Origin of the sequence: Streptomyces sp. NPDC060205, assembly GCF_042728395.1 — a bacterium.
GTDB lineage: Bacteria > Actinomycetota > Actinomycetes > Streptomycetales > Streptomycetaceae > Streptomyces.
The window spans coordinates 1-18,752 of the sequence record NZ_JBHWZP010000185.1 but is presented as its reverse complement, the minus strand read 5'-3'; the positions used below and the strand labels follow the sequence as shown (position 1 = coordinate 18,752).

The 18,752-nt window shown below is 71.4% G+C and carries 11 protein-coding genes; 3 read left to right on the top strand and 8 right to left on the bottom strand.

Annotated features, from left to right (window positions below; all coding sequences use genetic code 11):
* Positions 1-31: 31 nt before the first annotated feature.
* The 3 genes from ACFWGJ_RS27860 to ACFWGJ_RS27850 form a co-directional block, all read right to left on the bottom strand.
* Positions 32-3,322 (bottom strand): family 78 glycoside hydrolase catalytic domain, encoded by a 3,291-nt coding sequence (locus tag ACFWGJ_RS27860; protein ID WP_387329822.1) that lies wholly within the window; start codon positions 3,320-3,322, stop codon positions 32-34.
* A 56-nt stretch (positions 3,323-3,378) separates the two neighbouring features.
* Positions 3,379-6,795, bottom strand: coding sequence for a glycosylhydrolase-like jelly roll fold domain-containing protein (locus ACFWGJ_RS27855; protein WP_387329819.1), 3,417 nt, complete (start codon positions 6,793-6,795; stop codon positions 3,379-3,381).
* A gap of 124 nt (positions 6,796-6,919) precedes the next feature.
* A complete protein-coding gene (locus ACFWGJ_RS27850; protein WP_387329816.1) occupies positions 6,920-9,472 on the bottom strand; it encodes a beta-L-arabinofuranosidase domain-containing protein in 2,553 nt (850 codons plus the stop codon).
* Between the two features lie 337 nt (positions 9,473-9,809).
* Between ACFWGJ_RS27850 and ACFWGJ_RS27845 the strand changes: the two genes are divergently transcribed.
* Together ACFWGJ_RS27845 and ACFWGJ_RS27840 are read left to right on the top strand one after the other, a co-directional pair.
* The gene (locus ACFWGJ_RS27845; protein WP_387329814.1) at positions 9,810-10,622 is read left to right on the top strand and encodes an SAM-dependent methyltransferase; all 813 of its coding nucleotides are present in this window, start codon (positions 9,810-9,812) and stop codon (positions 10,620-10,622) included.
* Between the two features lie 134 nt (positions 10,623-10,756).
* Entirely contained in the window at positions 10,757-11,173 is a 417-nt protein-coding gene (locus ACFWGJ_RS27840; RefSeq protein WP_387329811.1) for a PPOX class F420-dependent oxidoreductase, read from the top strand.
* A 70-nt stretch (positions 11,174-11,243) separates the two neighbouring features.
* Here the strand turns inward: ACFWGJ_RS27840 and ACFWGJ_RS27835 are convergent, their stop codons facing one another.
* From ACFWGJ_RS27835 to ACFWGJ_RS27815, 5 genes are all read right to left on the bottom strand, one after another.
* The gene (locus tag ACFWGJ_RS27835) at positions 11,244-12,317 is read right to left on the bottom strand and encodes a hypothetical protein (protein WP_387329808.1); all 1,074 of its coding nucleotides are present in this window, start codon (positions 12,315-12,317) and stop codon (positions 11,244-11,246) included.
* A 187-nt stretch (positions 12,318-12,504) separates the two neighbouring features.
* A complete protein-coding gene (locus ACFWGJ_RS27830; RefSeq protein ID WP_387329805.1) occupies positions 12,505-14,886 on the bottom strand; it encodes a bifunctional salicylyl-CoA 5-hydroxylase/oxidoreductase in 2,382 nt (793 codons plus the stop codon).
* Between the two features lie 13 nt (positions 14,887-14,899).
* The gene (locus ACFWGJ_RS27825; RefSeq protein WP_387329802.1) at positions 14,900-16,594 is read right to left on the bottom strand and encodes an AMP-binding protein; all 1,695 of its coding nucleotides are present in this window, start codon (positions 16,592-16,594) and stop codon (positions 14,900-14,902) included.
* Positions 16,595-16,676: 82 nt separating this feature from the next.
* Positions 16,677-17,603, bottom strand: a complete 927-nt coding sequence (locus tag ACFWGJ_RS27820) for an acyl-CoA thioesterase (protein WP_387329799.1) — start codon at positions 17,601-17,603, stop codon at positions 16,677-16,679.
* Positions 17,600-18,082 (bottom strand): cupin domain-containing protein, encoded by a 483-nt coding sequence (locus tag ACFWGJ_RS27815; protein ID WP_210893288.1) that lies wholly within the window; start codon positions 18,080-18,082, stop codon positions 17,600-17,602. The genes ACFWGJ_RS27820 and ACFWGJ_RS27815 overlap by 4 nt, the downstream gene beginning before the upstream one ends.
* Positions 18,083-18,257: 175 nt before the next feature.
* Between ACFWGJ_RS27815 and ACFWGJ_RS27810 the strand changes: the two genes are divergently transcribed.
* Complete coding sequence (locus ACFWGJ_RS27810) at positions 18,258-18,674, top strand: RidA family protein (RefSeq protein WP_387329794.1); 417 nt, start codon at positions 18,258-18,260, stop codon at positions 18,672-18,674.
* The last annotated feature ends 78 nt before the right edge of the window (positions 18,675-18,752 follow it).

Here is an 18,752-nt window from a genome sequence, read left to right as displayed (position 1 = left end):
GTCCCGGGGCACCCGGCAGTCGCACTACGGTCTACGACGCGGCCGAGCGGAAGGTCCAGCTGCCGGAGCCGACCTCGTACACCGCCTCGTTCTCGCCCGTACGCACCAGGCGTGCCCCGGCAGGGGTCCGCGCCTTGGCGCCGGAGCCGAGCAGCGGCACACGCACCTCCGCCGTGCTCCCCGCGGGCACGTCCACGGTGAGCCGGAACCGGTCGCCGTCCCGCTTCCACTCCGTCCGCGCGATCCCGTACGGGGTGCGGTACGAGCCGGTGGCCGAGGTCAGGTCGCCCTCGACGGCGGGGTCGATCAGCAGTTCGGAGTAGCCGACCGAGTCGGCGGTCTGGCCGATGCCCGCGACGCGGGTGGTGAACCAGGAGTCGATGGCGCCGAGCATGAAGTGGTTCTGCGACTGACCGGGTCCGCCGTCCCAGGACTCGCCGAGTGTGGTGTTGCCGGCGCGCACCTGGTAGCCGTAGCTCGGGCTGGTCGTCTGGGTGGCGATCTCGTGCACGATGTCGTCGCGTCCGTTGGTGGACAGGACGCGGAACGCGGCGGGCAGGGATATCTCGCCGAGTGTCAGGTGGTGGCCCGCGGCCTCGACGGCACCGGTGAAGTGGCCGAGCAGCCGGTCCTTCTCCCCCGCCGGGTACGCGCCCATGTCGAGGGCGAGGGCTTCGGCGCCCTGGCCTCCGCCGCCGAAGGTGCCGGTGGCGGGGTCGTAGTACTTCGCGGCCAGGGCTGCGGCACTCGCGTCGGCCTTCGCCCGGTAGGTGTCGGCCGCGTCCTGGTCGCCGAGGACGGCCGCCGTACCGCTGAGCGCGTCGAGCACGCGCCAGTAGCCGTAGGTGCCCGCGACCGCGCGCGGGAAGGTGCGGTCCGGGGTGAACCAGTCGCCGAGACCGTAGTCGAGGATGCCGCCGGAGACCTGCGTCTGAAGGAAGTCCGCGTACTGCCGCATGCGCGGGTAGTACGTGGCCATCGTGTCGCGGTCCCCGTAGGTCGTGTAGAGCTGCCAGGGGACGAGGACGAACGCGCCGCCCCAGTTGGAGTCGTTGCGGTAGGCGCCGGGCAGGTTCGTGTACTCGGGCACGGTGCTGGGGATCAGTCCGTCCGTGGTCTGCGCGTCGGCCATGTCCCGCACGATCTTGCGCAGGTAGGAGCGCATGTCGTAGTTGCCCGCGAGTGCCGGGAACACGAGCTGGTTCTGCTCCAGCCAGCCCAGTTTCTCCCGGCTGGGGCAGTCGGTGAGGACACTCATCATGTTGCCCTCGACGGCCCGCCGGATCAGTGAGTGGATGTCGTTGACGAGCGGGTCGGAGCTGCTGAAGTTCCCGGCCGAGGTGTTGTCGGTGCGCAGCGCCTTGCCGCGGACGGTCACGGTCGCGCCCTCGGGGACGCCTCTGAGCTCCAGGTAGCGGAAGCCGTGGTAGCTGAAGCGCGGGTGCCAGGTCTCGGTGCGGGCGCCCCGGGTGGTGTAGCTGTCCCACAGGGGTGAGCCCACGTTGCTGATGGACTGGAACGCGTGCCCGTCCTTGAGGCTTTCGGCCGGGTAGACGCGGACGGCCGTGCCCGTGGGCGCGCTGACGGTGATCTCGGGCCAGCCGGCGATGTTGCGGCCCAGGTCGAACACCCGGCTGTCGGCGGCGCCTTCGACCTCCTTGCCCTTGAGGGTCTCGACGACTCTGATGGGTTCGGTCTCGCGGGCGCTGAGCACGGCGGGTTTCTCGGCCGTGCCGGGACCGGCCACGGTGACGGCCCTGTCCCAGCCGCGCCTGTCGCCGCTCGGCTCGTCCCAGTGGGCGCTCTCGCGGCGGGCGTCGTAGTCCTCGCCGCCGTACCAGTTGGAGGAGGTGGTGGGTCCGAGGGTGGTCCGCCAGTCGTCGCCGCTGGTGACGGTACGGACGCTGCCGTCGGCCAGGGTCACCTCAAGGCGGGCGATCAGCTTGGGGTCGCTGAGGTTGCCGTACAGCTTGCGGTAGCGGTCGGCGGTGCTGACGACGTTGGACATGCCGTTGCCGAGGGCCACACCGAGGGTGTTGGCGCCGGCTCTGAGGCGGTCGGTGACGTCGTAGGTGGCGTACTGGACGCGTTCCGCGTAGTCGGTGTTGGCGGGTTCCAGGACGGCGTCGCCCACCGGCTCGCCGTTGAGGGTCGCGTCGTAGATGCCCAGTCCCCCGATGTACAGCCGGGCGCTGCGCACCTTCTTGGTGAGCTTGAAGTCGTCGGTGAGCAGGGGCAGTCCGGCCGGGAGGTAGGGCTCGGGAGCCTTCTGCCCGGCCACGTCGGCGAGTGCGGTGAACGGCCCTGTGGCGCTGTCGCCGCTCGAAAGGGCGTAGTCCACGGGAAAGTTGGGGACGCGGCCGTCCGCGGTGAGGACGTCGGCGCGCGGATACAGGGCCACCTCGTCGAAGGTCTTCGCCGACTTGAGGTCGAGGGTGAGGACCACGGGTGTGCCGGAGACGTCGGCGCCGGTGTGGGCGGCGCTCGCGTAGCCGGCGGCCGTCTGCAGGGCGCTGTTGGGCAGACCGTCGACGGCGAGGGCGGGTTCCCAGGTCTTGCGCAGGGTGTTGGTCTCGGAGGCGGTCACCGCGGCGCCGCGGGCGAGGCCGGTGGCGGAGGTGGCGGAGTCACGTACGTCGATCTCGCCGAGCTGGAGGCGCCAGGTGCGCTCGGGGAAGGCTTCTTCCAGGGGCAGCCCCAGCTTGCTGACGTCCAGCCGTAGGTAACGGGCCGTGGTGCGGGGGACCTTGACGACGACGGGCTCGACCGTGCGCTCGCTCAGCCGCCAGTCCGGGTGCGTGATCCACCGGGCGTCGCCGTCGGTGGTCCAGTCCGACTGCCGGGTCAGGCCCGTCTCGAAGACGGCGGTGTCGCTCCAGCCGGAGTCGCGCGACCCGTGCGACGACCAGAGCATGACCCTCCAGTAGACGCGGTCGCGGGAGCCCAGTTCCTTCCCCGCGTACGTGGTCTCGGGCACCGTCGAGCGGACCTTGCCCGAGTCCCACAGGTCGGGCCGGCCGCGGCGCAGCAGGTCCGGGGAGCTGGCCGCCTGGACGCGGTAGGCGGCCTGGCGGGTGTTCGTGGCGCGGGCCTGGGTCTCCCAGCTGAGGTCGGGCGTGGTGTCGTCGATGCCCAGGGCCCGGCTCAGGTGCTGGGTGCGCAGCCGGTCCGGGGTGATGGTGGCGCTGTTTCCGGCGGTGGTGGCGTCGGCGGTGACGGCGCCGGCCAGCAGGGTCGCGAACGCGGTCAGTCCGGCGAGGAGTACGGGGAGGGGCCGCCGGTGTCCGCTGCGGGGACGCGGTCGCGAACGGGGTCTGGGCATGAGGGCTCCATGAAGTGCGTGCGGGAGAGGTGCGTGCGGGAGAGGCGTGTGAGGGGTCAGTCGCGGGTGAGGTCGACGGTGAGACGGCGTCGGAAGCGCAGGGTCACCGGTCCGAGCAGGCCGGACGGCAGGGGCTTGTTGCGCTCGTTGGAGAGCGTGTTGGCGACGCGGACGGCGAGGGAGTTGCGGCCGGGCCTCACCAGCCGGGTGATGTCGACGGTCCACGGCGCCCACAGCAGCGGCGGGAGCGCGGTGCCGTTGAGGGTGACGGCCGCCACGTCACGGACGTCGCCGAGGTCGAGCAGGACGCGGCGCCCGTCGAGGAGCGCGCGCTCGACGTCGAGGTCCTTGGTGTAGGTGCCGCTGCCGGAGAAGAGCCGGTCGTGCTCGACCCAGCTGCCCAGGGGCCCGGTGACCGGTGTGGAGCCTTCGCGTTCCAGGGTGAGGGTCCAGTCGCCGGCCACGGTGACCGGGGTGAGCGGGTCGTCGGTGCGGGCCGTACCGCGGTAGGTGTGCGAGCCGTCGGTGCCGGTGAGCCGGTGGCTGCCGGGGGCCGAGGCCTCCACCGTCGCCCGCAGGCCCTTCCCGTGCCGCTCGACGGCGAGGACGGGCAGCGGCGAGGCCGTCAGGTGCGGCACCGCGCGTGCGTCGTGGCGTACGACGACGATCCGGGTCTGGTACGGCTCCAGGGTCAGGGGCAGCTGGATGCCGTTCTTGCCGATCCGGTGCACAGGCGCGGTGCCGGTGCCGCCCGTCGCGGGGTCCCACAGCTCGGGGACGCCGGTGGCCGGCAGGGTCGCGGTCGTCTCGACGTACGCGCCGCCCTCGTTGTTGACGATGAAGGCGGTGTCCTCGCCACGGTGGACCCGTAGGACGCGGACCGCGTCCTGGGGCGTCTCCAGTACGGCCGCGGCGACCCCTGCCTCGTGGGTCGCGGCGCGCAGGCCCTCCACATCGGCGACGCGCACGGCGTGCCCGCGGCCGACCGTCCGGCGGCCGGGAACCCGCTCGCCGAACAGGTCCGTCAGGGCGCGGGCGAGGGACCGGTCCTTGTGGTCCGCCTCCTCGGCGGGGAGGGTGCCGACGGCCACGACGGTGCCGCCGGCCCGCGCGAACTCGGCGAGGACGCGTACGGAGGCCACGTCCAGGGTGGGTGTCACGGGCACCACCACCAGGTCGTAGCGGGCCGCGCCCACGGTCAGCCGGCCGCCGCGGACGCCGGCGTGGGCGAGCAGGTCCGGGTCACCGCTGAGGGCGCCCTCGTGGACGAGGTCGAAGTCGACCTGGGCCCGCTCCAGCGCGTAGGCGGCGTCGGAAAGCGCGCCGTCGACCTCGCCCTGCCGTTCGGTGCCGGTCCACTGCTCGGCGGCGCGCTGCGGCTGCAGTACGGCGGTACGGGCACCGGACGTGCCGCGCCCGGCCTCCATCACGCGGCCGATCCACTCGGCGAGCGGCCGCATCGCCCACCACCAGGGGGCGCGCGGTCCGAACGGCGGCGGGAAGTACACGCGGACCTCGTCGGTCCACAGGGCGTGCAGGACCGTCAGGTTGACGCCCCGGGCGGCCTGCGCGCCGACCGTGGTGTGCACGAACCCGGGGGTGACCTGCCAGCCCATGTTGCCGAACATCTCCAACAGGGCGCGCTCCCGTCCCATTTGATGCGCGACGGACACCGGATTGCGGGGAATCATGGTGGGCTCGCCGGCCACGTACTCGGCGGTGATGATGTCGCCACCGGGCACATGGGCCCACTGATTGACCTTGTGCAGGTCTCCGGTGGAGGGGATGCGCTTGGCCGGGGACGTCTCGTCGTAGAGCGGGTTGGTGATGAGGGCGACGTCGCGCTGCTCGTACCAGCGGGCCTGCTTCCGGAAGGCGCGGGCGAAGCGGTTGGACACGGCCTGCCAGTAACGGCCCCGGGCTGTTCGGCCGTCGCGGCCCAGGTCGTCGAAGGCGGCGGCGTAGGCCACGCCCGGCTCGACGCCGACGGCGCGCAGTGCCTTGTCGAGGGTGGGTGACCAGGGCAGGCGCTTGAAGTGGGCCTCGGCCGAGGCGAAGAACGGCTCATCGTCCCAGAAGCCCGGGATGACCGTACCGAAGTAGCGGCGGAAGCGGCGGTGGTACTCGCCCGGGACGATGTCGAGGAACAGTTCCACGGGCTCGTCGTCGAGCAGGTCGACGTAACTGCGGCTGTAGCCCTGGCTGTCGTCGACGAGCGGGGAGCCGCCGAACAGGTCGAGCTGCCAGCGGCCGGCCGGGACCTGCCAGGTGTGCGCGCCGCCCAGCCGGCCGGTCAGGTCGACGACTTCGCCGGCCTCGGTGGTGCCCACCGGGCGGGCCGCGGCGGCGACGGCGGTGGCGTCGGCGGCGAGGCGGGGCCGTTCGGGGAAGTCACCCGCGTCGGCCGGGTCGTCGAAGGCCGTGGTGTGCAGCGAGGTGCCGTCGGCGCCCGTGACCGTGAAGGTGTCCCACAGGGAGCGCTGGTCGGCGACGGCCCGTACGCCCGCCCCGCCGGTCGCGTACCGGTCGTCGGTGACCGTGCCCTTGTCCTTGCCGTCGAGGGTGACGGACAGGGTGCCCGCGCGGACGGTGACGGCCACCGTGTGGAACTTGGTCTTGTTGAAGCCGTCGGTGCGGGTGCTGCGCAGCAGTTCGGCCGGGTCCGTGCCGCGGGCGAGCCGCAGGACGGTGACGACTCCGGTCTGGTCGAAGGTGACGCCGTACCCGTCGAGTCCGTCGGCGGAGGCGCGGACGACGAGACCGGCCGCGGTGTGGTCTGCCTTGGCGCTGCCGGTGACGGTGTAGTCCGTCCAGCCGTCGCCGCCGCGCAGTACGGCGGCGCCGTCGAGCACGGCCGCGTCGGCGACCAGCTGTCCGGCCGCCACGCCCACCCCGCTGCTGTGGCGCAGGTCGACGGTGGTGGGCCCCTCGACGACGGTGGTCGAGCGCCAGAGTGCCTTCAGGCGCAGCTCGGGGCGTGGCTCATAGGTGCGGGAGCCGACCGTGCCGCCCTTGACGATGTATTCGCCCGCGCGGCCACTGGGGAAGTGGTCGTCGTTGAACAGCCATACGCGCATGCCGGTGCGTTCGGCGGTGCGCAGTACGTGTCCGACGATGTCGAACCATTCCTCGGTGAAGAACACCGGCTGCATCTCGGCGTTGTCGAACGGGAAGAGCACCACCTCGTACATGCCCTTGTCGCGCAGGTCGGCCATCTGCCGGTCCACGAGTTCGGGGGTGACGGGCCCGTTCCAGTACCAGTAGACGGTGGGTCTGCTGTCCCGCCGGGGGTCGGCGAAGTCCCGTACGGAGAAGCCGCGTTCGGCGCTTGCGGCCGTACCGGCGGCGCCCGTGGCCGCCTCTGCGGCGGCGAGGGCGGTATCGGGCAGGCCGACCGCGAGGACGGTGCCCGCGGCACCGGCCGCGGCCACGAAACGGCGTCTGGACAGGTCGTCGTGAGACATGTGGGACATGGGTGAACTCCTGCGTGAACGGCGGGCACCGGGGCGCCCGCCGGACGGAACGGTGTGCTGGGGGAATGCGGGGGATCGGGTCGATGCGGGGGCCGGTGCCCGGTGGAGCACCGGGGACGGCGGGTCAGCCGGCTGCCAGGCGCGCCACGCCGGACGCGCTCAGGGCCCGGTTGTGCAGACGGAAGTCACGGACCGCGCCGTGCAGATAGGGGTGCGTGGTGTTCTGGGAGCGGCCCAGGTAGTTGCGGGTGCTCGCGCCGAGCAGGAGCGGGCTCGCGACCATGGCGTCGTTGCGTCCCGCCTCGACACCGTCGAGGTAGAGGACACCTGTGCCGCCGCCGAGGGTGAGGGCCACGTGGACCCACTGGCCGACGGGGAGCGGTCCGCCCGCGTCGACGACGTCCTCCGACTCCATGCCGGCGATCTTCAGGGCGGCGCGGGCGCGCCGGGCTCCGGTGGTCGCCGCCAGGAACAGGTACGTGTCCTTGTGGTAGCCCAGGTCGAAGACGCGGGCGGAGGCCACGAGGGTGTCCACGCGGACCCGGACACTGACGGTCAGCTCGTCGAGTCCGCCGGGCAGTCCGGCCGGCAGGGCGACATGTGCGCCCTTCCCGTCCAGGGACACGGACCGCACACTGTCGGCCCCGGTCCAGGTGGCACCCGACGCGAGGGTCGCGTCGGCGAAGGTACGGGTGCGGTCGGCCGCAGAGGTGCCGGTCCCCTCGTCGAGGGGGTAGCGCGCGATGTCCCGTTCGCGTGCCGGTCGCGGCTGCACGGCCCAGTAGACGTTGTAGTGCTGGTGGTGCACCTCGTGGAACGGGCGCAGTGACACGTGCCGCCCGTCGGCGAGAGCGGTGAACGCCGTGCGACTGCCGGACACCGGACGCAGGGTCTCGGGCCGGATCGCGGGGAGCGTGGCCAGCGCGGTGTCGCCGTACTCCCCCGCGAGGACGAGGGGCCCGTACGAGACCGACTGCACCTGCGGGTTGTCGGGGGCGGCCTGCCAGACGGGCCGCCGGGGCAGCACGAGTTCCACGGTGTCCCCGGCACGCCAGTGCCGTTCCACTGCGGCGTACGTGCCCGGCTTCAGCCGGCCCGGGCAGGGCCGGCCGTTGACCTCAAGGCGGGGCTCCCGGCCGCTGTGCGCGACCCAGGCGGGGACGCGCAGCCGCAGTGTGAAGCGGGCGCTTCCCTCGGTGACGGTGAGACGGGTGCGGTCGGCCGTGGGGTAGTCGGTTCCCTGACGTACCGTCACACCTGCCGCACGCCAGCGCAGTTCGGAGGGTATGAAGAGGTTGACGTAGAGCGAGGGGCCGCGGAAGTCACGGTCACGGAAGTAGATGCTGTCGGCGAACTTGGTGTGGGTCTCAAGGCCCGAGCCGTGGTCGCAGGAGAAGTTGTCGTAGTCCCCGCTGTAACTGCCGGGCGCCGCACCGAGGCCGCCCTTGGGCTGCCGCTCCGAACCCGCCCACAGTCCGGTGTAGTACGTGACGAACCCGTGCTCCGAGTCGGGATCCTGCTCCCCGAGCATCTGGTTGTAGAGCGTCCACTCGTAGTGGTCCATGTACGCCGAGCGGGAGGGGCGGTGCAGGAACAGGTGCCGGCCGAGCTTGAGCATGTTGTAGCTGTTGCAGTTCTCGCAGGTCACCTCGGACAGGCGGCTGACGATCTCGCCGGGCGGCCCGAACAGCTCCTGGTTGGAGTTGCCTCCGATGGCGTACGAATGGTCCCGTACGACCGTCGTCCAGAAGTGGTCGGCGATGTCGAGGTAGCGCCTCTCCCCCGTGGCCTCGTAACTCGGGACCGCTCCCACGATCTTGGCGATCTCGGTGTTGGCGTGGCGGCCCGCGAGCTCGTCCCGGCCCGCGGCCAGCGGGGCGTACAGCTCCTCGTGGTCGAAGCGCCGGGCGGTCCGCAGATGCGCCGGGTCTCCCGTCACCAGGTGGAGGCGGGCGAGGACGTCGTTCATGCCGCCGAACTCGACCTTCAGTACCGTTTGCATCCGCTCGGCGGAGAGCGGCGCGGTGCGGGCGTCCACCCAGGCCGCCATCTCCAGCAGCACGGCCAACGCCTTTGCGTCACCGCCCAGTTCGTACTGGTCGAGCAGCCCTGCCATGATCTTGTGGAGGGTGTAGTACGGGGCCCAGGGCTTGCCTCCGGCCTCCAGCTGGTCGAAGACGGACTCGGGGAACGCGGACAGATATCCCGCGCGGTACCCGGCCGCCGGAGCCGCCCGCTGGCACTCGGCGAGCGCCGACACCAAGGAGCGGGCCTTGGCCGCGTAGGCGTCGTCGCCGGTGTTGGCGTACGCCTGGGCCAGTGCGCTGAGCAGATGTCCGGTGGTGTGGCCGCGCAGCTGGATGCCCGGCGCCTCCCAGCCGCCGCAGGGTTCGGCGGTGGAGGGCAGCCCCACGTTCAGCCGGAAGGTGTGCAGCAGTCGGTCGGTGTCGACGAAGAGCAGATAGGCGCAGGTGCGCCGCATGTTGGCGAGGAACGGACTCTCCAGCAGCCGGACGTCGGACAGCCGGAAGGCGGTGAGCGCCGAGCGCGGTCCGGGCGCAGCGGCCGCGGCTTCCTGCGGGGCGAGGGCGGCGAGGGAGGTGGCCGCGGCCGCCGCGGACGCGGCGGCCAGGATGTGGCGGCGGGACGGGCGAGGCATGTCGTGCGGTGCGGGCAAGACGCCGTGCTCCTTCCGGGCAGGGGAGGTACCGGACGCAAAGCGGAGGTGGCGAACCGAGAAACTTGAATCGTTTTACTTCGTCCGCGGGAGACGGTAAGTGTGCACACCACGAGCGTCAAGAGTTCGCGCACGGAGGGATGTTGTCGACACAGCACCCGCAGTTTTGAAACGTTCAAAGTGATCAAGGAAGCTTTGTGGGCGGGCGTGCCCAATTCCCGGGACGGCGTGATCACCACGCGGCACAATGGCGGGGACGACGGTTGGTGCCGCCACAGCGGCCGCAGACGCCCAGGACGGGCGCGGGGAGTCCGCGTGTGTCCGGGAGAGGAAAGACATGAGTGAGAACCAGACCCCGTCCAGCGGTTCCGGGAGGCTCAACACCGGGGTGGCGCACAACGCCCGGGTCTGGAACTACTGGATCGGCGGCAAGGACAACTACGAGGTCGACCAGGCCGTCGGCGACCAGGTCGCCGGAATGTTCCCGGTGATCCGCGACGTGGCCCGCGCCGACCGGGAGTTCCTCGGGCGTGCGGTCCGCCATCTGGTCGAGGAGCGCGGGGTACGGCAGTTCCTGGACATCGGCACCGGACTGCCGACCCTGGACAACACGCACGAGATAGCTCAGCGGTCCGCACCGGACGCGCGCATCGTGTACGTCGACAACGACCCCATCGTGCTCGCCCACGCGCGGACCCTGCTGACCAGCACGCGCGAGGGCGCCACCGACTACATCGACGCCGACGTCCACCACCCCGAGGGCATCATCGAGCGCGCCTCGGCGACCCTGGACCTCGACCGGCCCGTCGCGGTGATGATGCTGGGCATCCTCAACTTCGTCCTCGACACCCACAAGGCCCAGGACATCGTGCGCCAGGTCCTGGCGGCGGTCCCGTCCGGCAGCTTCCTGGTGCTCACCCATCCCACCACCGACGCCGACCTCGGCGGCGAGGGCAACGTGGCGGCGATGGAGTTCTGGAACGAGAACGCCACCCCGCCGATCACCGCCCGCACCCGCGCGGAGGTCACCGCCTTCTTCGACGGACTGGAGTTCCTCGAACCGGGCCTGGTCTCCTGCACCCACTGGCACCCCGGCACCGGCTCCCCCGTGACGGTTCCGCAGTTCGGCGCGGTGGCCGTGAAGCCCTGACGGACAGGGGCCCGCGCGAGGCGGAGGCGGCACCGAAGTGCGGCAGCGTCGAGTGGCGGGGGTGAACGCGGGGCACGAGGATGCAGTCGCGGGGGATCCTCACCCTGCGCGCCCGCCCAGATGGAGGAGTGCACATGTCCAAGCCGCCGCTTCCGCCCGAGGCCGTCGAACTGCTGAGCCGCCCGAACGCGGCCGTCATCGCCACGGTGCGCTCGGACGGCGCGCCCGTGTCCACGCCCACCTGGTACCTGTGGGAGGACGACCGCGCGCTCATCAACATGGACCTGGGCCGGGTGCGTCTGAAACACCTGCGCCGCGACCCCCGGGTCACGCTCACCGTCCTCGACGGGGACGACTGGTACACCCATGTCACCCTCCTGGGCCACGTGACGGACATGAAGGACGACGAGGGCCTGGTCGACATCGACCGCATCTCCCGGCACTACACCGGTGAGGCCTATCCGGAACGCGGCCGCGACCGGGTCAGCGCCTACATCGAGGTCGACCGGTGGCACGGCTGGGGCGCCCTGAAGGACAACGACCAGGCCTAGGGCCTGTCTGACAATTCCCGTCTGACAGGCCCTAGCCGCAGCAGCCGGAGCGGCCGGCGAAAGTGAGCGGTCAGTAGAAGTGGCGGACGAACACGTCCGACGTGCCGTTGGTGTCGCCGGGCACGAGGTCGTCGGCCGAGGAGTGGAAGACCACGTCACGCCCGCCGGTGCTGACCGCGTCGGTGCCGGCCGAGGCGGGCTGCTCCGAGACGGTCTCGTCGGTGCCTGTCACCAGGTCGCGCAGCACCAGTGACGGGCCGTTCGTGTCCTGCGGGGCGTACAGCAGATAGCGGCCGGTGGGATCGATGGCCAGGCCCCGCACGTCCGGCACCAGTTGGTCGGTGCCCGAGGCCTCGTCCTGGACATGGGTGTCGGAACCCGAGAGGTACACGATCTTGCTGCCGTCCCTGCTGAGCTGGACGAGGGTCGCCTCCTCGGCAGGGCCCTCGATCGGGCCGGCGGAGGTGTCGTCGGTCCGGTCCCACACGAAGACGTCCTGCGCCTGACCGTCCTGGTAGGCGACGAATCGGCCGTCGCCGCTGATGGACGGCAGGGACGGGGCGGTGTGGTCGAACTCGAAGACGGTCCGCGTGGTGTTTGCGTGCCAGTCCTGCACCTCGATGCGCTGGCGGACCGCAGGTCGCCCGGAGGTGCCGACCTGCACGACGTAGCGGCCGTCCTCGCTCAGCGAGGGCTGGCTGCAGCTGAGGCCGGGGCAGTTGAGGCCGATCGTGCCCTGCGACTTCAGCTGGGACAGGAACGTTTTCGTGTCCCGCTGTATCAGCCCCCAGTGGGCGATGTACTCCCCGTCGCCGCTGATCACCGGCCGGCGCTGGATCGGGGGTGCACTGGTGCTCATCCGTAGGGTCGTGTTCGTGCGCCGGTCGCGGACGAACACGCTCTCATAGGTCATCGGGAAGCCGGTCGTGAGGTTCCGCGCCACCGACGAGAAGGCGATCCGCCGGCCGTCGGACGTGATCGTGCCGCCGACGGAAGCTCCGTCGCCCTGGGTGCCGTCGGAGGCGACACTGACCCGCTCGACTCCGGCTCCGAGCGCGCCGCTCGCGGACCCGGCCGAGGCGGCCGTCGGCAGCGCCGCCGTGACCGCGCAGACCGCGACCACCACGCTCACGGCGGCTCTCACACGTCCAGTGGTACCCCAGCCCGTACGCATCATCGGTTCCCCCCACAGTCGGCCCACCGTGTCCCCCGGCTCCCCGCCGGAGGTCCAGATGCATGCAACCGTGACGGAGCATTGGGGTCAATGCGTCACATGACGTAGTGAGGGGCTCCTTTTCGGTCATGTGGGAGCGGTGCCCTGTGGCTCGTTCTCAGGTGACGGCGGCCGGTTTCCGGGGCGGTGTCCAGCGCAGGTGGACGGCCTGTCCGGGGTCCTCGGCCCGCAGCAGGGACAGGCGCGGGCGGACGGCGTCGGTGCGCGCGCCGGGCGGCTTGCGGGCGCCGGCCCGGTACGGGAGCGGCCACTGGCCGGCGCTGTCCCGGTACTCCTGCTCGGCCGCCGCGTGCAGGGTCCAGTGCGGATCGTAGAGGTGGGTGCGGCCGAGGGCGCACAGGTCGGCGCGGCCGGCGAGGAGGATCGAGTTCACGTCGTCGTAGGACGCGATGGCGCCGACCGCGATGACGGCCGTGCCGGTGGCGGCGGCGACCTCGTGGCGGATCCGGTCGGCGAACGGCGTCTGGTACGAACGGCCGTACGCGGGGCGCTCGTCCTTGGTGACCTGTCCGGAGGAGACGTCGATCGCGTCCGCGCCGTGGGCGATGAAGGCGCGGGCGATCTCCACGGCGTCGTGCTCGGTGTTGCCGTCCGGGGCCCAGTCCGTCGCGGAGATCCGTACGATCAGGGGCCGCTCGGCGGGCCAGGCGGCGCGCACGGCGTCGAAGACCTCCAGGGGGAAGCGGAGCCGGCCCCGCAGCGGACCGCCGTACTCGTCGGTGCGGTGGTTGGCCGTCGGCGAGAGGAACGAGGACAGCAAATAGCCGTGCGCGCAGTGGAGTTCGAGCAGATCGAAGCCCGCCTCGGCGCCGCGCCGGGCGGCGGCGACGAAGTCGGCGACCAGGGCGTCCAGGTCGGCGCGGTCCAGCTCGCGGGGGACGGCCGATCCGGGGCCGTACGGCAGCGGCGACGGGCCGACGGGCTCCCAGTTGCCGTCCGGCAGCGGGTCGTCCATGCCCTCCCACATGACGCGGGTGGAGCCCTTGCGGCCGGAGTGACCGAGCTGGAGACCGATCCGGGCGGAGCTGCGCTCGTGGACGAAGGACACGATCCGCGCCCATGAGTCGCGCTGTTCGTCGCTCCACAGTCCCGTGCAGCCGGGTGTGATGCGGCCCTCGGGCGACACGCACACCATCTCCGTCATCACCAGTCCGGCGCCGCCCATGGCCTTCGACCCGAGGTGGACGAGGTGGAAGTCGCCGGGGACGCCGTCGACGGCCGAGTACATGTCCATCGGGGACACGATCACCCGGTTCTTCAGCTCCAGCTCCCCGAGCCGAAAGGGCTGGAACATCGCCGGAGCGGTCTCCGGCAAACCCTGGGACGCCGCGAAGGCCGCGTCGACCCGGTCGGCGAACTCACTGTCGCGGGTGCGCAGGTTGTCGTACGTGATGCGGCGGGACCGGGTCAGCAGGTTGAAGCAGAACTGGGTCGGCTCCTGGTGGGCGTACATGCCGATGTTCTCGAACCACTCCAGGGAGGCCTGGGCGGCCCGCTGCGTGGACTCGACGACGGGGCGTCTCTCCGCCTCGTACGCCTTCAACGCGCCCTCGACGTCGGGGTGTTCGTGCAGGCATGCGGCGAGGGCGAGGGAGTCCTCCATCGCCAGTTTGGTGCCCGACCCGATCGAGAAGTGCGCGGTGTGCGCGGCGTCCCCGACGAGGACGAGATTGCCGTGGTGCCAGCGTTCGTTGCGTACGGTGGTGAAGCCGAGCCACTTCGAGTTGTTGGCGAACACCCGGTGCCCGGCCAGTTCCTCGGCGAAGAGCCCGCGGACGCGCTCGACGGCCCGCTCGTCGGAGGCACCCGGCGCGAAGGCGGTCTCCTCGGTGGTGTCGAAGCCGGCCCGGCGCCAGACGTCCTCGTGCATCTCGACGATGAAGGTGGAGCCGGTCTCGGAGTAGGGATAGCCGTGCACCTGCATGGTGCCCCACTCCGTCTGCTTGACGAAGAACTGGAACGCCTCGAAGACCCGGTCCGTGCCGAGCCACATGTATTTGTTGTGCCGCTGGTCCAGCGTGGGACGAAAGGTGTCCCGATGGGCGGCCCTGACCTGCGAGTTGACCCCGTCCGCGCCCACCACGAGGTCGTACGAGGCACGCAGCGCGCCGGTGTCGGGGGCGGCCGTGGAGAAGCGGACGCGCACGCCGAGGTCGTGGCAGCGGCGCTGCAGCAGTCCGAGCAGTTCCCGGCGGCCCATCGCGGCGAAGCCCTGACCGCCCACGGTGTGGGTCCGGCCGCGGTAGTGGATGTCAATGTCCGTCCAGCGCGCGAAGCGGCGGGCCATGGCGTCGGCGAACTCCCGGTCGGCGTTCTCGATGCCGCCGAGCGTCTCGTCGGAGAACACCACTCCGAAGCCGAAGGTGTCGTCCGGGGCGTTGCGCTCCCACACGGTGATCTCATGGGCCGGGTCGAGCTGTTTCATGAGAGCGGCGAGGTAGAGGCCGCCGGGGCCACCGCCAACGATCGCGATCTTCACGGGTGTTCCTCTTTCAGTGCTCGCCTGCGGCCGGGGCGGCCTGTTCGTCCTCGACGGCCGCGCGGAGTGCGAAACGCTGCAGTTTGCCGCTGGCGTTGCGCGGCAGGGAGGCACGGAACCGCACGTCCCGCGGGTACTTGTAGGGCGCGATGACCTGCTTGACGTGGTTCTGGATCTCCTTGGCCTTGGCGGCGTCACCGCTCACGCCGTCCCGCAGGACGACGAACGCGCACACGACCTCGCCGCGTTCGGCGTCGCTGCGGCCGACGACGGCGCACTCCAGGACATCGGGGTGGGTGTCTATGGCGGCCTCGACCTCGGGGCCGCCGATGTTGTACCCGGAGGAGACGATCATGTTGTCGCCGCGGGCGTGGTAGTGGAAGTAGCCGTCCTCGTCGCGGTGGAAGACGTCACCGGTGACGTTCCAGCCGCCTACGACGTAGTCCTTCTGGCGTTCGTCGTCGAGGTAGCGGCAGCCGACCGGTCCGATGACGCCCAGCCTGCCCGGCTCGCCCGGGCCCAGTTCCGTGCCGTCGGGGCCGAGGATCGTGGCACGGAAGCCCGGCACCGGTTTTCCGGTGGCGCCGGGCCGGATGTCGTCACCGGCCGCCGAGATGAAGATGTGCAGCAGTTCGGTGGCGCCGATCCCGTCGACGACCCGCAGTCCGATGCGGTCGCGCAACTGCTCCCAGGTGCCGACGGGTATGTGTTCGCCGGCCGAGACCCCGACACGCAGTCCGGCGAGCTGCTGTTCGCGCCCCTCGCGCAGGATCGCCTTGTACGCCGTGGGCGCCGTGGCGAGAACGGTGACGCCCTGCTGCTCGACGAGGTCCGCCATGCCCGGCGGGGTCACGGCCTCCGTCAGCAGCGCGCAGGCCCCGGCCCGCAGGGGGAAGACTACGAGCATGCCCAGGCCGAAGGTGAAGGCGAAGGGGGCGCTGCAGGCGACCAGGTCGTCCGGGAGCAGCCGCAGCACATGGCGGCCGAAGGTGTCGTCGATGGCCAGGACGTCCCGGTGGAAGTGCATGGTGATCTTCGGGGTGCCGGTGCTGCCGGAGGTGGGCGCGAGGAGGGCCACGTCGTCGGCTGCGGTGTCCACGGCGGTGAACTCGCCGGACTTCGCCGAGGCACGGGTCACGAGGTCGCCCGGCCCGCCCCCGCCGAACTCGACGACCTTCAGCGAGGGCAGCACGGTGTCGCGTACGGCATGGACGTCCTCGGCGCAGCGGTGGTCGACCAGGGCGAGCGCGGGCAGCGTCCGTTCGGCGACCGGGGCGATCTCGCGGGCGCGCAGCGCGGCCATGACGGTGACGACGACTCCCCCGGCCTTGAGCACACCGAGCCAACTCGCGACCGTCCACGGGGTGTTGGGTGAGCGGAGCAGGACCCGCTGCCCCGGGACCAGACCGAGGTCCTCGGTGAGCACCTGGGCCACCTGGTTGGCGCGGATCCGCAGCTGCCCGTAGGTCCAGGTCTCCCCCGCCGGTGTGCGCAGCGCCGGGCGCCGCGCCCCGAACTCCGACGTGGGGCGGTCGATGAGCTCGGCGGCGGCGTTGAGCCGTTCGGGGCGGCGCGCTGCGGGCGTGGCGAACTCGATCGTCGGCCACAGGTGGGCGGGCGGGAGATGGTCGCGGGCGAAGGTGTCCTCGTACGCCGAGGAGGACGGCGGCCGGGAGGGCCGCGGTGGGTGCGGTGGCGGAAGAGTCAACGGAGGAGTCCTTCCGGGAGCCCGTCGGTGCCGGGCGGGGCCGCTCGGTACCGGACGAGGCGGGGCCGTACCGGGCGGCGGATCAGGCGGGGCGGATCATGCCCTCCTGGACGACGGTGGCCAGGTGACGGTGGTCGCGGGTGAAGAAGCGGCCGGTGCCCAGTCCGCGGCCCGCGTCGGCGGCGACCGCTTCCTGGACGTAGAGGAGCCAGTCGCCGACCGGCCCGGAGCGGTGGAACCACATGGCGTGGTCGAGACTTGCGGTGACGAGCCCGGGATCGGCCCAGGCCAGGTCCAGGACGCGCAGGACGGGTTCCAGGATCGTGTAGTCGCAGACGTAGGCCAGCGCGGCCAGGTCCCGCTGGGCCCCGGTCAGCCCCTCGACGGTACGCAGCCTGTCGAACGGCCTGACCCAGAGCGCCTGGTGCGGCAGCCGTTTGCCCTCGACGGTGAGGTAGACCGGGCCGGGCACGTGCCGCATGTCGAAGCTGCGGCCGGCGGACCAGTAGGCCTTCGACTCCTCGGTCATCGAGCCGCCGCTGCGCTCTTCGAGGTACGCCGCCGAGCTGGGCAGGTCCTCCGGGTCGGGCACGACCTCCGCGAACTCCGCGTGGAAGGTGCCGCCGGGCTCCCCCGCGGCGAAGTTGGCGAGGCACACGTAGAGCGGCTTGCCGTTCTGGTAGCCGCGCACCTGCCGGGTGCTGTAGCCGCGGCCGTCGCGCAGCACCTCCACCTCGTAGCGCACCTGGGCGCCGATGTCGGCGGGGCGCAGGAAGTAACTGTGCATCGAGTGCAGCGTCTTGGCGTCGGTCACCGACCGCATCGCCGCCGCCGCTGCCGCCGCGACGAGGTCGCCGCCGTACGCCTTGGGCCAGGGGCAGGGCTGGGTGACGGCGGTGAAGGCCAGGTCGAAGTGTTCGGGCGCGGTGGGTGTGAGCGTGACGGCCTCGGTGAAGAAGGCCGAGGTCGGCGGCGTACCGCTGGATGTGGCTCCGGGACCCGGCGTCATCGGTCGAGCCAGTCGCGCAGGTCGGCGTCGGGGACGTCGGTCAGGTTCACGACGATGTTCTCCGGCGTCCGGGTGGTCATCCAGGTCAGCGGCTCGCTGCGGGAGAGGTTGCACTCGATGTGCGGCATGAACGGCGGGACGAAGACCCAGTCGCCCTCCGCCATGTCGACGTAGTCCTCGAACTTCTCACCGAAGTAGATGCGGGCCCGCCCCGACAGGACGTAGCCGCCGGTCTCGGCCTCGCCGTGGTGGTGGGTGACCGAGCGGTAGCCGGGTTCGTTGCTGACCTTGCCGAACCACAGTTTCGTGGCGGGGGTGTGCTGGATGCTGACGCCCGAGATCCGGACGGCCCCGCCGGAGTCGGCGGTGTTCCCGCTCTCCGATCCGGCGCGTGTCACCACGGGGGCGACGATCCCGCTGGGCAGCCGGTACATCGAGGCGTCACCCTCCAGGCGGTACTTGCTGAGATCGGGCTCCATGAGGGCTGGCTCCGTTCCGGTCGTGCGGTTTCGGGAGCGGGTGATCGGTGGCACGCTTCGTGTGGTATCTCGTTTTTTTCACGACCGTCATTTATTGTCAATACAGCATGCCGGACGCGACCGGGGACGGCCCGTCGAACCGGACCGTGAAGAGAAGACCTGAACCGGAGGCCACGTGACTCCCATCGCCGTGAACCCGGGAGCGCTGCCGACCCCCCGTGGCTACTCGCACGGAACGCTCGCGGGAAACACGCTCCACCTGGGCGGGCAGACCGCCCTCGACGCCGACATGAAGATCGTGCCGGGCGGGATCGTCGAGCAGTTCCGGCAGGCGTTCGGCAACGTCCTGACGACGCTGCGCGAGGTGGGCGGGGAGCCGGGGGATCTGGTGAGCGTCACGATCTACCTCACCGACATCCCGGACTACCAGGCGCACGGCAAGGAGATCGGGCGGGTGTGGCGGGAGCTTGCGGGGCCGGTCTACCCGGCGATGGCGGGGATCGGCTGTACGGCGCTGTGGCAGCCGGAGGCGATGATCGAGATCACGGGCGTGGCGGTGATCCCCTCCGACCGCCTGACACTCCGCGCGTAACCCCCGTCTCGGCCCCGTCAAAGATTGCGCAGTTCCCCGCGCCCCTAAGGAAACCGGCCGCACCCCCTGCCTTTAAGG

What these genes read in the sequence shown, in the direction of transcription:
- ACFWGJ_RS27820 (WP_387329799.1), bottom strand. Translation starts at nt 17,603, where the DNA reads ATGACGCCGGGTCCCGGAGCCACATCCAGCGGTACGCCGCCGACCTCG.
- ACFWGJ_RS27855 (WP_387329819.1), bottom strand. Translation starts at nt 6,795, where the DNA reads ATGTCCCACATGTCTCACGACGACCTGTCCAGACGCCGTTTCGTGGCC.
- ACFWGJ_RS27845 (WP_387329814.1), top strand. Translation starts at nt 9,810, where the DNA reads ATGAGTGAGAACCAGACCCCGTCCAGCGGTTCCGGGAGGCTCAACACC.
- ACFWGJ_RS27840 (WP_387329811.1), top strand. Translation starts at nt 10,757, where the DNA reads ATGTCCAAGCCGCCGCTTCCGCCCGAGGCCGTCGAACTGCTGAGCCGC.
- ACFWGJ_RS27815 (WP_210893288.1), bottom strand. Translation starts at nt 18,082, where the DNA reads ATGGAGCCCGATCTCAGCAAGTACCGCCTGGAGGGTGACGCCTCGATG.
- ACFWGJ_RS27860 (WP_387329822.1), bottom strand. Translation starts at nt 3,322, where the DNA reads ATGCCCAGACCCCGTTCGCGACCGCGTCCCCGCAGCGGACACCGGCGG.